This is a genomic window from Leeuwenhoekiella sp. LLG6367-2.1, assembly GCF_045055775.1.
GTDB lineage: Bacteria > Bacteroidota > Bacteroidia > Flavobacteriales > Flavobacteriaceae > Leeuwenhoekiella > Leeuwenhoekiella aequorea.
The window spans coordinates 1,442,467-1,457,786 of sequence record NZ_CP159331.1 but is presented as its reverse complement, the minus strand read 5'-3'; the positions used below and the strand labels follow the sequence as shown (position 1 = coordinate 1,457,786).

Here is a 15,320-nt window from a genome sequence, read left to right as displayed (position 1 = left end):
ATATTCTATACTTCCTTTTCTGTAAAGGGGATGTCGATGTCTAAAATCTCATCAACTAGCTGCAAGAGATATTCTTGGAAGGTTTCAATAAGATCCTGAGTAATTAAAGAGCTTCTATCTTTATTCAGTTTTAAGAAACCTTCTTTTAAATTTTTAAAAGATATAATACCGGCTTCAGTACTTTGAGGAAGCCCTTCAGATTTATAAAGCATTAGTGCATAACACAAAACTTGAAATGCCTTAGATTGTTTGTTATAATCTGAAATAAGATCATCCCATTCCTTTAGAACAAGATGTCCTTTTTCGACTCTTCCGGTTTTATAATCTAAAACTCTTAAAACATTATTTACAGTATCTATTCGATCTACTGTTCCTCTTAATGTCACTCCTTCTCTTATTGTGACACTATATTTTGCCTCTAGAGCTTTAATTATAATCTGGTTTCCACTCCCTATCTCATTTTGCTCTAGAATTAAGAAATTGCGTACAAATTGCTTGGCAACGTTAAAAATTATCAGGTTTTTACCTGTATCAATATTTATCGCATTGTACCAGATCGCAAATTGTTTACGTACTTCCTGTTCAATACCTGCCTCCATTTTGGTGAGGATAGCGGGAGTAAGTACCGTGTTCAAGTTCGGTTCATATAATTTCTCTAGTGTTTCATGAACCACAGTCCCCAGTGTGTTGTGAGCAATGATATCCTCAACTTCGTCAAGTTCTTTAATGCCTAAAACATATTTATAATAAAAATCAATAGGATTTCTAATGTAAGTTGTTAAAGCAGATGGAGATAAACCTGCCTCGACATGTTTTTTAATACTAGCAATTATCTCTGGTGTTTTTTCAATTTTTTTAAGCGTTTTGGGCTTTAAAGTCACACCGGCACTTGCTGTTTGTTCTTTGTATGAGTAGTTTACCTCGGGATCTGTAGCTAGCTGCAATAAAAAACGGCTTTTCTCACCACTATTAAGACCGCCCGCTTCGTTGTTATAAAGAAGATTTATATGTAGCGAACGCTGTAAAAGTCTAAAAAAATGATAGGCATATATGGCATCCTTTTCTCTATAGGTAGGTAATTTGTATTCTATCTTTAAGTCAAACGGTATAAAGCTGTTTTGGCTTTTCCCTGAAGGGAAAGTTCCCTCATTGAGCGAGGTAATAATAATATTTTTAAAATCGAGTACTCGAGATTCAAGTACTCCCATAATTTGTAAACCTGAATAGGGATCACCTCTAAAATCTAATGTTTCTTTACTAAGTAATTCTTTATAAAACTGTTTAAGCGTCTTGATGTCTCCCAGATAAGTATAGGTGTCATTTAAATTTTTAAGCTGATTAAAGAGTTCTAAAAAAGCGTGTAGAAATTCTAACTGTAACCAGTTTTTTTGAGGAAAGAGTTCTTCTTTTAAAAGCTGTATGATTTTTAAAATAGCTGCTAATGCTTGCTTACTATTATCTTTCCAAGAACTGAATATAAGTTGTAGTGCAGTAGACTCGCTGGTAATATTTAGTTTTAAAGGATCTATGTAAATTAGATTTTTCTGAGTTATCTCTTTTTTTATAGTCAGCCGAATATCTCCTAAGAGAATTATTGCATATTGTTGATCTAGTAAAGCGAGTACATCTTTATAATAAAATCCATTTTCTTTAAAGTTGAGTTGTAATTGAAACCAGTTTTCAAAGAAAGCAGCTTGGGCTACTTGCTGTAAAGGCAGACCCATAGTAACATTTAATGCCTTAATATTATTTGGTAACGAATTTAACAAAGGTAATAGGAGTGCTTCATCACCAAGAATTACTGCTGTGTTTTCTAGATCGTTTTGTGAGAAATCTGCTAATAATTGTCCTACATATTTAATTTGGCCAATATTCTGTGAGATTCCGGTAGCAACAATGTTCTTTTCTGAATTGTATCGAGATTTCCCTTTTACTAAAATTGAATTATCAGGATTTAATTGGGGCCAGGATTTAAGGTATGTTCTTATAAACGTACTGGCAACATGATGTTGATCTTCTAAGAAATACGGATCAATATCCCAGAAAACCTTAGTAGATGGTCTGGTTAAGAATCTTTTAATAATTTCTTGTTCTGCTGTGTTTAAAGCATTAAATCCACAGAAATGATAATGTTGCTCATCATTTTTAAGATAGTCATCTATATTTTCAACTGCCTTTCGGTAAAGCATACCTTGATAGCCTAGACCTAACTTTTCTAGATGTGTTTTGTAATTCTCATAATAGTCTGCTATAGATTTCCAGAAAATAAGGTAATTAGAGACTAGCGTAGAAGATTTGTCTGTTGACCAATGGTTTAATTCCTTTATAGCACTTAGATAATCAAAAAAAGGTTTGGTAGCTATAAGGTGTCGGTCTATCTCATTAAAATCGCCTAACAGAGTTTGTCCCCATCCAAGAAAATTTAGAAATGATTCTGGCTCCCCTTGATTATATTGTTGTTGATATATGTGATACAATTCGACTTGTAATTGGGTTTGTGATGCAGGAATCAATCCTGATACATCCTCAACAAGTTCTTCTATGCTTAATGTCTTTGGCAGAAAGCATACCTCATCTTTTAACTTCTTTTTTATATTCTTAATAAAAAAACTCCCAGCTCTTTTAGAGGGTAAAACAATCACCGTTTGAGAAAGCGGTATGTTAGAGTTTAATAAATCTTCAATGATCTCGTCGATGAATGTAGTCATATGCTAAAAATAAAAAACGCCCCGAATAAACGGGGCGTTTTAAAAAAATATTGTAATCAGAATCTAGTCTGAAAATAATCTTACTTTAAAGTAAGTTTCACACGTCTGTTAAGTTGCATACCTGCAGCTGAAGTGTTAGGAGCGATTGGCTGCTCTTCACCGTAAGCGTGAATCATAAGGTTGCTAGCGTTAGCACCTTTGGAGATTAAGTAATCAACAACTGATTGAGCTCTTCTTTCAGAAAGACTCATGTTGTAAGCATTACTTGCACGGCTATCAGCGTGACCTTCAACTTCAAATTTAGCGTTAGGATATTCCATAACGATTGCAGCGATTCTATCTACAGTAGCTAAAGAGCTCTTACGGATAGTAGCTTTATCTGTATCAAATAAGATACGACCAGCTTCACCATTTAATTCTTCTAATACAGCAGCGTCAACTTCTGGACAACCATTGTTAGAAGCAGGACCAGCTACGTTAGGACATTTGTCATCTTTATCAGCAACACCGTCACCGTCTGTATCTACGAATGGGCAACCATCGTTAGAAGCAGGACCAGCTTCGTTAGGACATTTGTCTTCTGCATCGATAACACCATCACCGTCAGCATCAGGGCAACCATTAGTTGCAGCAGGACCAGCTACGTTAGGACATTTATCTTCATTATCAGCGATACCATCACCGTCAGAATCAGGACATCCGTTGAATTCTGGTAAACCAGCTACTTCAGGACAAGCATCTTCAGAATCTTTTATACCATCACCGTCTGTATCAGGACATCCGTTGAATTCTTTAAGACCTGGAGTTTCAGGACACTCGTCATTTTTGTCATAAACACCATCACCATCAGTATCTTTTCCACCAAAAGCAAAACCTACACCAACTACGTGTTGCATGTGCTTAGTATAATGATCTTCAAACGCGTGCTTATAAGTAGTAGATAAGTCGAGGTTAATTTTATCGCTTAACCAGATTTTTAAACCTACAGTACCATTAGCGGTACCATGGCTAGGCATATCACCCACAAATACATATCCACCACCAGCTCCTAGATATGGATCAAACCAGCCACCTTCTCCAAAAAGAGCATCACGGAAGCTATAAGAGAACATACCATCAACAGCATAATAAGCCAAATCATCTGCAGCTACATCTCCTAACTTATCAATTTTGTTAATTGATCCTCTTAGGCCCAATGCAAAACCGCTACCTATATAACGACCTACATATAATGTAGAAACTGATGGAAGAATATTCCAGTGATCCTCCTGGTTATACATTTCATTAAACAAACCTCCTGTAAAAGGTCTTGCATCTGGATCTACAGGGTATGTGTCTACCGCGTTTACACCAATACTAACAGCCCAAGGGTTGTTTTTGTCCTGTGCATTTGCCTGACTCATGCCGATCACGACAAGAGCTGCAAATAAAAATAATTGAGTAAGATTTTTCATGTTAAGTAAGTAAAATTTAAGTGTGTTAATTGAAGCAAATGTAATTTGTTAAAAATTAGCAACAAAATCAAATTTGAGAAAAATCGAATAATCGCTTATTTAAGATGATTCTGGCATTTGATTTGTTGCATAGCTAATAACAAGTTAGATTATTTTATAAGTGATATTTCAACTCTACGGTTCTGTTGTCTACCAGCTGCTGTAGCATTATTTGCTACTGGCTTAGTTTCACCAAATCCTTCTGAAGATAATCTTGATGCAGGTAATCCTTTTTCAATTAAATAATTTTTAACTGAAGCAGCGCGCTCGTCAGATAACTTTAAGTTATATGCATCACTACCTTGACTATCTGTATGACCTTCTATTAAGAATCTTGTGTTAGGATACTCCATCATAGTCCCAGAAACATTATCTAAAGTTTCAAAAGACTCTTTACGTATTGTTGCTTTGTTTAGGTCAAAAAGAACTGTTCTAACCTGTACATTGATTTCTTCTAGAACTTCAACAGTTACTTCTGGGCAACCATTGTTTGCTACTGTACCAGGAACTGTAGGACACTCATCATCCTTGTCTAATACACCATCATTATCTTTATCTTGGTAAGGACAACCATCATTAGCTGCAGGACCAGCTTCATTAGGACATTTATCTTCAGCATCAGTTACTCCGTCACCATCAGCATCTGGACAACCATTTAAAGCAGGTAAACCAGCAACATCAGGACATTTATCTTGAGGGTCTGCAATACCATCACCATCAGAGTCAGGGCAACCATTAAATTCTGGTAAACCAGCAACTTCTGGACAAGCATCTTCAGAATCTTTTATTCCATCACCATCAGTATCAGGACATCCATTAAATTCTTTTAAACCAGGAACGTCTGGACATTCGTCATTTTTATCAAAGATTCCATCACCGTCTGTATCAACTCCACCAAAAGCGAAACCTATACCTGCAGTGTGTTGCATATGTTTAGTATATCTATCTTCAAATGCGTGCTTGTACGTTGTAGATAAGTCTAAACTAATAGACTCTCCAAGCCAAAGCTTTAAACCTACAGTTCCGTTAGCTGTACCGTGGCTAGATAAATCACCTACAAATACGTAACCACCACCTACACCTACATAAGGATCAAACCAGCCGCCTTCTCCAAAAAGAGCATCGCGGAAGCTATATGTAAATGTACCGTCTAAACCGTAATAAGCAAGATCATTAGCATCTGTATCACCAAGCTTCTCTATCTTATTTAAAGAACCTCTAACTCCAAAAGCTAAACCGCTACCTATGTAACGACCTACATATAAAGTAGAGATAGAAGGTAGAATATTCCAGTGGTCATCTACATTATACATTTCATTAAGAAAACCACCTGTTAAAGGTCGATTGTCTTCATCTACAGGATAAGTGTCAACAGCGTTAACTCCAACACTTATATACCAAGGGTTATTTGCATCTTGAGCCAAAACTGTGTTTGCTCCAAAGAATACTGCAAAAAACATAAACAATATACTAGTACTTTTAATCATATTTTTAAAGGATAAGTTATTCAATACGGGGGTAAAAGTAGTTTGTTAAAATTTAGATACAAAGCGGCAATTGATAAAGTTTTATTAAACCTTTATTAAGAATTACAAAAAAGGAGAAGTATTTATTAACTTATAAGCATTAAAATATATCTTGTAGGTAACTGCAGATCAGACACATAAACATATTTAAAATTCTATTGTTAATAAGTCACCTTAAGTTAATTTGTGTTTTTATTAAGGGATGTATATCTGCTCCTCCTCATTGAGATATACAATAATTTTCTTCCTAATGGTATATCCCATGGTAGTTAAAGCCTTAGCATACACATCTATTTGATCTTTATGGGAGTCATTTTTTGAACCTGTTTTATAATCCAATAACCATACTTCTTTATCAGCGTTAATCTCCAAACGGTCTGGTCTAATAGTTTTTCCGTTTAAATTTATATCCCTTTCGTTTAAAATAGTATTGCTTTTATTGAAGAATCCTTCCGTTTTTAATAAGACTATCAATCCTTGTAATTTTTCATAAAGAACCTGGTAGTAATCGGCCTCTATTAATCCTGTAGTGCGGGCTTTATTTAATGCTGAAATTATATCTTCTTCAAATTTTATATTTTCCATAAGTTCATGGATAACATTCCCCAGATTTATTGCCTCAACCAGTTCAGTATCCCACAACGTATCAGCTTGGGTAACCATAATAAGATTATGATCTTCCTTTGCTGTACTAGTAAGTGCCAAATGTTCTGAAATAAGATCTGAAATACCGGGTTTTGAAATTCGCTCTTTATTACCTGTTGAAAAGAAATAAGATTCTTCACTAAATTCAGGAAACTCACTTACATAATTCATAAATAAGTCTGAAAATGATTTTGGTTCACTTTTGCTTAACGCACCTTTATTTGTAATGATATGCAATTGCTCTACACTACGCGTTAATGCTACATAGAGAATATTAACGTTATCTAACTGCTGAAGACTTCGTTTAATATGATATAAAGCTTCAGTCTGATCATTAAACTGTGTGAGCTCATTTTTTTGACCTATAAGTAATGCTTCAAATCCTAAGAAATCCTCCTTACCGGGTAAATACCAATTATACGAATCAGAGTTTCTGGGATATAATTCGCTATCTGCAAAAGGATAAATTACAACGGGGAATTCAAGGCCTTTTGCTTTATGTACAGTCATTATCTGTATCGCTTTTGAGCCAGGTGGTGTACTAATGCTTAGTTTGTCTTGCTTACGATCCCACCAGGTTATAAACTCAGGGACACCGCCAGAATTTTTTTGAGTAAAGTCATAAACTGCATCCAGAAAAAATTGCAAGTAGGCGCCACCATCTTTTTGTAATTCAAAACTTCGTATAATATATTCTACAGCTTCATAGAGGGGAAGGTTAGCACATTGCGCAAAGTCAAAGATTGCCTTTTCTCCTAAAGCATTATTAAGTAAGGTGGCTCCCGTAAATATTAAGTTGGTTTTGTAAAATGTGTGGGGGTTTTCTAAGTTTAAAAATTCTTCAGCTAAATATTCAAGCAGTTTAATACTTATAGCAGATGATTCATTTTCTATCGTATAATGAAGAAGATTAACTATAAATTGAACTTGAGCAGATTGTTTTATTAAAAGACTCTCATTAGAAATGACAGGTATATTTTCTTCTTGTAAACGTTGAGCGATTGCAATGCCTTCAGAATTTTTACGCACAAGAATACAGAGCTCATTTAGATCAAAACCATTTTCTCGACAAGATGCGATTCTTGATACTACTTCGTCAAGATATAAGGGAACAGATTCTTCCTTATTAATGGCATCTATAAAAGAAATTGACACATAACCTCCTTCTTTAGAATTTACCTGTTGGGCATTGCCTTCAGTATATATTTTTTTATAATCTTCATTTTCAAAGATATTAGCGATCTTACTAAAAAAGGAATTATTAAAATTAATCACTTCGTGAAAACTGCGGTAATTAAAGGGTAGATTTATAATTGCCTTATCTTCATTTTGAAAAGGATTAGTAGTATTAGATAGTTCTATAAACTGAGCAGCCTCTCCTCCGCGCCAGCGGTATATTGCTTGCTTAGGATCTCCCACTAGCATTAGGCTATTCGATAAATCTTCAGATTGATTTACACTAACGGCATTATCTATTAACGGAATTAAATTTCCCCATTGTAATCTTGAAGTATCCTGAAACTCATCTATAAAGTAATTTTCATAACGCTCACCCAGACGCTCATATATAAATGGTGTAGGTTGATCGGCAATATTTTTACTTATCAACTCATTAAAATCTGATATTAGTATTAGATTATTCTCTGTCTTTATTTTATCAACCTCGTCTTGTATCGCTTGTAATACAGATAGAGGAGTAATTTTTTTATAAAGCTCTTCCTGAAAACTTAAGTTTAAAATATCATGTTTAATTGAGTTAAACTGAAGGGCGATTTCTGGTGCAATTTGATCTAGAATATCCTTAATAGGTTGTTTTTGCGTTTTTGTATACATAGGCTCTTCACCTAAATTTACTACCCAAGCAGATGTGGTATTAATTGTAAACAACCCGTCAGCAATTTTTACGAGTGCTTTTGGTAAATATTTACCTTTAAAATGTCCTTCTTCCAGCCCATTTGAAGAAATAAAATCGAGAAGTTTTTTTGCGTTTTCAATAATTGCTTTTTCCGTGCTAATAACAGATAGTCGTATATGTCTTTTCAATTCGGCAAAATCTTCAAGCGACTTTCCCTCAAGCATTTTTAAGTAAGCTCTGTCATTCTCACTAAGTAATAATCTACTTATGTCATAAAAATCTCTAGATATATCCCAGCTTCGATCACTGTCTATTTTTTCTAGAGCGTAATCAAGAAGAATATCGGTCACCAGTTTATCTTTTCCGGCCTTGTCAATTAACCTGTCTACAGCCTGTTCTAAAACATCTTGAGTATTTAATTCAACCTCAAAATTTTGAGGAATTTTTAAATCGTGTGCAAATGTGCGAATAACTCGATGCGTAAAATTATCGATGGTAACAACATCAAATGACGCAAAATCCTGAACTATATTTTTTAGAAGTTTCTTTGATTTATTCTGAATACCTAACCTGCTCAAGCCGGTCTCTTCTTCGATGGCAAGCAACATGGGGCTGGGATCATTGATGATCTCATCCTTTGTGAAAGACTGAAGGTTATCTACAATACGCAATTTCATCTCTGCAACCGCCTTATTTGTAAATGTAATCGCAAGAATTCTACGGTATTTAAACTCGTTTTTACTTTTAAAAAGTATTACGAGATAATTTTTTACAAGAGCAAATGTTTTTCCAGCACCGGCGGAAGCATTGTAAATAGAAATTGTATGATGATCTTGCATAAATTCAAGATAATAAAGGAGTTAATAATTTAATTTGAAAAAGGCCCTAAGAACTTAATATTTAAAACTTAAGACTTTTATAACACGTGTTGCTTTAAATACGGAAGCCGAATTGCTATCTTTGGAAATCAACTGTTATATTAACAAAAAAATAAATAAATATGTCATTTCAACTTCCAAGTTTAAAATATGCCAAAGATGCATTAGAACCTAATATTGATGCTAAAACCATGGAGATTCACCACGGTAAGCATCACGCTGGTTATACAAGCAAATTAAATGCAGCTATCGAAGGCACAGATCACGAAGGTAAGACTATAGAAAATATTCTAATCAATCTTGATATGTCTAATAGTGCTGTTCGTAATAATGGTGGTGGTTTTTATAACCATAGTCTTTTCTGGGAAGTAATGTCTCCAGATGGAGGAGGAGAGCCTACAGGAGAATTAGCCGAAGCAATCAATGCTGCTTTTGGTTCTTTTGAAGCTTTTAAAGATAAATTTAGTAGTGCAGCAGGATCACAATTTGGTTCTGGATGGGCTTGGCTATGTGTTCATGAAGGTGGAAAAGTAGAAGTATGTTCTACTCCTAATCAAGATAACCCACTTATGCCAGAAGTAGGTTGTGGTGGTACCCCGATTTTAGGATTGGATGTTTGGGAACACGCATATTACTTAAACTATCAAAACAGACGTCCAGATTATATTGAAGCATTTTTTAATGTAATAAACTGGAAAGAAGTTTCTAGCCGCTATGCGCAGAACAAATAATAAGCATTTATGAATATTTAAAAACCCGGAATTTATTCCGGGTTTTTTTATGCTCAATTCTTATATCTGAAAAATATATCGTGCTCGCCACCCCGAATTTGTGGCAATAAAAAAGGTGGAAAACCTGAGGAGAGAACTGGCTCGCTTTTAGATTCCTATTTATTTTATACTCAGTATTGAGCTTTTGTGAATTAGTATTTTTTGTGTGCTCGCCACCCCGAATTTGTGGCAATAAAAAAGGTGGAAAACCTGAGGAGAGAAACGGCTCGCTTCTAGATTTTATTTCAACTTTTATTCAATAATAAGCTTTTGTGATTTAATCTTTTTCGTGTGCTCGCCACCCCAAATTTGTAGCAATAAAAAAGGTGGAAAACCTGAGGAGAGAAACGGCTCGCTTCTAAAATTTATTTCAACCTTTATTCAATAATGAACTTTTACGACTTCTAGTCATTTTTCGTGTGCTCGCCACCCCGAATTTGTGGCAATAAAAAAAGTGGAAAACCTGAGGAGAGAAACGGCTCGCTTCTAGAATTTATTTCAACTTTTATTCAATAATGAACTTTTGCGACTTCTAGTCATTTTTCGTGTGCTCGCCACCCCAAATTTGTGGCAATAAAAAAGGTGGAAAACCTGAGGAGAGAAACGGCTCGCTTCTAGATTTTATTTCAATCTTTATTCAATAATGAGCTTTTGCAACTTCTAGTCATTTTTTGTGTGCTCGCCACCCGAATTTGTGGCAATAAAAAAGGTGGAAAACCTGAGGAGAGAAACGGCTCGCTTCTAAAATTTATTTCAACCTTTATTCAATAATGAACTTTTACGACTTCTAGTCATTTTCGTGTTCTCGCCACCCCGAATTTGTGGCAATAAAAAAGGTGGAAAACCTGAGGAGAGAACCGGCTCGCTTGTAGATTTTATTTCAACTTTTATTCAATAATGAACTTTTGCGACTTCTAGTCATTTTTCGTGTGCTCGCCACCCGAATTTGTGGCAATAAAAAAGGTGGAATAAATCCACCTTTTTTGCCCCAAATCTACCATGAACTTAACCTACTTATGCTCTGGTAATGTCCAAAGTACGTTGTATAATTTAGTGTACATAAAGTTTTAGATAAAATACGAAATTATCAGTTTAAGTGCCTTTTTAATACGCTCTTTTTAAACTTCCTTCTACATAATTGATAAAAGCTCTGTTTACAACGCGATTTCCACCCGGAGTAGGATAATTACCTGTAAAGTACCAGTCTCCTAAATTTTTAGGACAAGCCTTATGTAGATTTTCAACTTTTTGATAAATAACACTTACCTCAGTCTGTATTGTTTCATCAACTAATAACTGTGCAATTTTATCAGATATCTGCTCATCTGTAAAAGGTTCGTAAATTTCTTTTACATAGTTTACTACATCTTTATCTTCAAAACTTACTTGCGATAGTGATTTTTGATAAACCCGATCTATAATATCTGTTTGATTTGTTTCTTCTAATAATGCCACTGCAGCTCTAAACGCAACAAAGTCTTGAAGTTTTGCCATATCGATACCATAGCAATCTGGATAGCGTATTTGCGGTGCCGAAGAAACAACTACCACTTTTTTAGGATTCAGACGAGAAAGCATTTTAATTATACTTTTCTTTAATGTAGTACCGCGAACAATACTGTCGTCGATAATCACAAGATTATCTGTCGATTTAACAACACCATAAGTAACATCATATACGTGAGCTACTAGATCATCTCTACTACTGTCTTCTGTGATAAATGTACGTAGCTTAACATCTTTAATTGCTATTTTTTCAGTTCTTAGCTTCTTTGATAAAATGGTATTAAGACCTTTTTCATCTAAGGTGTCGCGATGTTCTAGTATTTCAGCTGTCTTTTGCTTATCAAGTTCTTCTTGAGCAGCCTCGACCATTCCATAAAATGACGTTTCTGCTGTATTGGGAATATAACTAAAAACAGTGTTTTGCGTATCGTGATTAATATGTTTTAAAACTTCGGGCATTAACAAACGACCAAGTTGTTTACGCTCTTGGTAAATTTCTGCATCACTACCTCTAGAGAAATAGATACGTTCAAAAGAACAAGCTTTACGCTCGCGAGGCTCTTGTACCTGCTCTATAGAAGTAGCTCCACTTTTCTTAATAATGATAGCATGACCAGGATCTAATTCCTGAACATCTTCAAACTTTGCATTAAAAACAGTTTGAATTACAGGTCGCTCACTGGCAACTACCACCACTTCATCATCTTGATAATAATATGCAGGTCTAATTCCAGATGGATCACGCAATACAAACGCATCTCCATGACCCAGTAAGCCAGCCATTGCATAACCACCATCCCAGTCTCTTGAAGCTTTTCTTAAAATCTTTGCGATATTAAGGCGCTCTGCAATTTGCGGAGATGCTTCAAACTTTGAAAACCCTTCTTTTTTAAGTTTCTTGTAAATTTTAGCAACCGCATCATCCAGAAAGTGACCTATTTTTTCCATTACGGTAATAGTATCTGCCTTCTCTTTAGGATGCTGACCAAGCTCTACAAGCTTATTAAAAAGCTGAAAAACATTGGTCATGTTAAAGTTACCCGCAACTATAAGATTACGATGCATCCAGTTATTTTGTCTTAAAAATGGATGTACACTTTCAACACTATTTTTTCCGAAGGTACCATAACGTACGTGGCCTAAAAGTAATTCCCCTATATATGGAACATACTTTTTCTGTAGAGCAACATCATCTGCGTATTCAGGGTGCTCAAGAAGTGTCTCATTAATACGAGAATTAATCTGTGCAAAAATATCCTGAATAGGTTGCTGTGCTATCGATCGCTGTCTGCTTATGTATCGCTCGCCTGGACCTACATCTAATTTTATGCTGGCAAAACCTGCACCATCCTGACCGCGGTTATGCTGCTTCTCCATCATTAGATACATTTTATTTACACCATAAAATGCACTGCCGTACTTCTCCTTGTAATACTCTAGTGGCTTTAATAACCGTATTACCGAAATTCCACATTCGTGCTTTATTGCATCACTCATAACTTAGTCAAATGTTTGCGCCCCCTTCGGTTAGAAGAGGGCGCGGTTGTTTTATAGGTCTATATTAAATTGGGTTAACGCTTTGAATTTCAGTAAGCGTTGATTTATCTCGTCTGGTTTTAAATCTTGCATTCGTTCTGTGCCAAATTTCTCTACACAAAATGATGCAAGATTCGAGCCGTGAATAATAGCTCGTTTCATATTTTCAAAAGAATAATCTCCTGTACTGGCAAGATAACCTGCAAATCCTCCTGCAAATGTATCACCGGCACCGGTAGGATCAAAAACTTCTTCTAAAGGTAGTGCAGGAGCAAAGAAAATATTCTCACCTTCAAAAAGTAACGCTCCGTGTTCTCCTTTTTTAATCACAACAAATTTAGGTCCCATCTCCGATATTTTTTGTGCTGCCACAACCAGAGAATATTCACCACTTAATTGGCGTGCTTCTTCATCATTAATTGTAATCACATCTACGTGTGCAATTACATTTTTTAAATCTTCAAGGGCACTATCCATCCAGAAGTTCATCGTGTCCAGAATAGCAAGTTTTGGCTTAGTATTCATTTGCTTTAATACAGAAAGCTGAACCATAGGATGCAGATTACCTAAAACCACAATTTCTGAATCTTTATAATCTTCAGGAACAATAGGATTAAAATCTGCTAGGGTATTTAATTCTGTTACTAGTGTATCTCTTGAGTTCAGGTCATTATGATAAAGACCTTTCCAGAAAAATGTTTTACCATCTTTAACGATCTCAAGACCTTCCATATTCACACCTTTATTCTTTAAAATGTCAATATATTCTTGCGGAAAATCTGATCCTACAATAGAAACTATTGCTTGATCTAGATCAAAATTTGATGCAGCAAGACCTATGTAGGTACCTGCACCACCTAATATTTTTCCTGTTTTTCCAAAAGGAGATTCTATTTCATCAAAGGCACAAGTGCCTACAATTACCATTTTTTGCATTCAAATAATTTTGTGCAAATATACTGTTTTGATAGTGCAATTTTAAACAATGGTCGTTAGAGAACTATTAAACTTACTTTCTTCCGAAATCTGCAGGAATTTCTCCCCACGCTTTTGTTTCCCATTTAACAATTACTGTTGTATAGGTATTTGTTTTAAGCCAGTGCTCGGCGCGACGTACCAGATCATAAACATCTTTATTGCGTGCGCTTTCGGTAAGTTTTGTATTGCATTTTTTCTTCTTGACCCAGCCTATGGCAATTCTTGAGTCTGAATAAATTATGCGGTCACTTTTATTTTTTTTCAGAAAAGCGAGTCCGTGTACAAGTGCTAAAAATTCACCTATATTATTTGTTCCTTGTTTAAAAGGACCTTGATGAAAGAGTTGTTTTTGTGTTTGTGTGTCAACACCGCGATATTCCATAATTCCTGGGTTTCCAGAACTTGCGGCATCTACAGCAATAGAATAAAGATTGGGTTCGCCATATTTTTGCTTTTCAATATCAGAAAGCACCCGCTTTTTTTTAGAACTGCCTTTTACATCATTATAATCTTTATTGAATGCTGCTTTAGCTTCTGCAAAAGATAAAAAGGATTTGTATTGAGCCCCTGCATAACCATCAATCATCGCTTTGCAATCCTTCCACTTTGTATAAATACCTGGCTTCTTGCCTTGCCAGACCACATAGAATTTTTCTTTTTTAGCCATGAACACTTTTTTCAGTATTAAAAAGAAGGGCTTAGCCCATCACATTGCTTAGTAACCATTTGTATTTGCAGTGAAGTAAAACTTGATGATTAGTTTTGCTTTTCTAAAAGTTCTGCTATAACTCTTGGAAAATGCTCATATTCAAGACTGTGAATTTTAGCAGCAAGACTGTCTGCCGTTTCTTCTGAATCAAGTTTTGTCTTAGCCTGAAAAATTATTGCGCCCTCATCATAATTTTCAGTTACATAATGTACAGAAATGCCAGACTCTTTTTCTTTTGCAGCCACAACTGCATTGTGCACATTTGCCCCATACATACCTTTCCCGCCGTAAGAAGGTAGCAAAGCTGGGTGTATATTTATAATTTTTCCCTCATATGATTTAATTATAGCTTTAGGGAATAACCATAAAAAGCCGGCAAGAACTATAAGATCTGGTTGTATTGCATCTAGAAGTTTAGAAACGTGATGAGTCTCATAAAAGGCTTTTTTATTGAAACTAAAGCTGCTAATATCAAGTTTTGTAGCCCGTTCAAGTACTTTTGCAGTGGGTTTATTGCTCAAAATAAGATCAACACGCGCATCATTTCGCTCTTTAAAATATTCTGCAATACGCTGTGCATTTGAACCGCTTCCAGATGCAAAAATCACGATCTTTTTCATAGTATACTTATGTTTTGGAGCTGCAAAGCAAGTAATAAATATCCTTTATTAGGAGGTTTTTTTTCTAAAGTTAAAAAGGAAATGTTTATTTTAACG

Annotated in this window: 9 protein-coding genes; 1 reads left to right on the top strand and 8 read right to left on the bottom strand. The window is 35.2% G+C overall.

The features are described from left to right. Positions 1 to 5 precede the first annotated feature (5 nt). The 4 genes from ABVM53_RS06625 to ABVM53_RS06610 all read right to left on the bottom strand — a co-directional run bounded on the left by ABVM53_RS06625 (position 6) and on the right by ABVM53_RS06610 (position 9,066). Complete coding sequence (locus ABVM53_RS06625; RefSeq protein WP_405330609.1) at positions 6 to 2,708, bottom strand: PD-(D/E)XK nuclease family protein; 2,703 nt, start codon at positions 2,706 to 2,708, stop codon at positions 6 to 8. Between the two features lie 80 nt (positions 2,709 to 2,788). After that, positions 2,789 to 4,162 (bottom strand): OmpA family protein, encoded by a 1,374-nt coding sequence (locus ABVM53_RS06620; RefSeq protein WP_405330608.1) that lies wholly within the window; start codon positions 4,160 to 4,162, stop codon positions 2,789 to 2,791. A gap of 149 nt (positions 4,163 to 4,311) precedes the next feature. After that, positions 4,312 to 5,685, bottom strand: a complete 1,374-nt coding sequence (locus ABVM53_RS06615) for an OmpA family protein (RefSeq protein ID WP_405330853.1) — start codon at positions 5,683 to 5,685, stop codon at positions 4,312 to 4,314. 237 nt (positions 5,686 to 5,922) lie between these two features. Further along, positions 5,923 to 9,066, bottom strand: coding sequence for a UvrD-helicase domain-containing protein (locus ABVM53_RS06610; protein WP_405330606.1), 3,144 nt, complete (start codon positions 9,064 to 9,066; stop codon positions 5,923 to 5,925). A 161-nt stretch (positions 9,067 to 9,227) separates the two neighbouring features. Between ABVM53_RS06610 and ABVM53_RS06605 the strand changes: the two genes are divergently transcribed. Beyond that, the gene (locus ABVM53_RS06605; RefSeq protein WP_128755987.1) at positions 9,228 to 9,836 is read left to right on the top strand and encodes a superoxide dismutase; all 609 of its coding nucleotides are present in this window, start codon (positions 9,228 to 9,230) and stop codon (positions 9,834 to 9,836) included. Between the two features lie 1,143 nt (positions 9,837 to 10,979). Here the strand turns inward: ABVM53_RS06605 and ABVM53_RS06600 are convergent. The 4 genes from ABVM53_RS06600 to purN form a co-directional block, all read right to left on the bottom strand. Further along, on the bottom strand, positions 10,980 to 12,878 hold the full coding sequence (locus ABVM53_RS06600; RefSeq protein WP_405330604.1) for an amidophosphoribosyltransferase: 1,899 nt from the start codon (positions 12,876 to 12,878) through the stop codon (positions 10,980 to 10,982). Between the two features lie 51 nt (positions 12,879 to 12,929). Continuing rightward, positions 12,930 to 13,853 carry a PfkB family carbohydrate kinase gene (locus ABVM53_RS06595; protein ID WP_371455551.1) on the bottom strand — a complete coding sequence of 308 codons (924 nt, stop codon included), beginning with the start codon at positions 13,851 to 13,853 and terminating at the stop codon, positions 12,930 to 12,932. 73 nt (positions 13,854 to 13,926) lie between these two features. Next, positions 13,927 to 14,562, bottom strand: a complete 636-nt coding sequence (locus ABVM53_RS06590) for a viroplasmin family protein (protein WP_405330602.1) — start codon at positions 14,560 to 14,562, stop codon at positions 13,927 to 13,929. Positions 14,563 to 14,651: 89 nt separating this feature from the next. Next, on the bottom strand, positions 14,652 to 15,224 hold the full coding sequence (gene purN, locus ABVM53_RS06585) for a phosphoribosylglycinamide formyltransferase (RefSeq protein ID WP_405330600.1): 573 nt from the start codon (positions 15,222 to 15,224) through the stop codon (positions 14,652 to 14,654). Positions 15,225 to 15,320 lie beyond the last annotated feature (96 nt).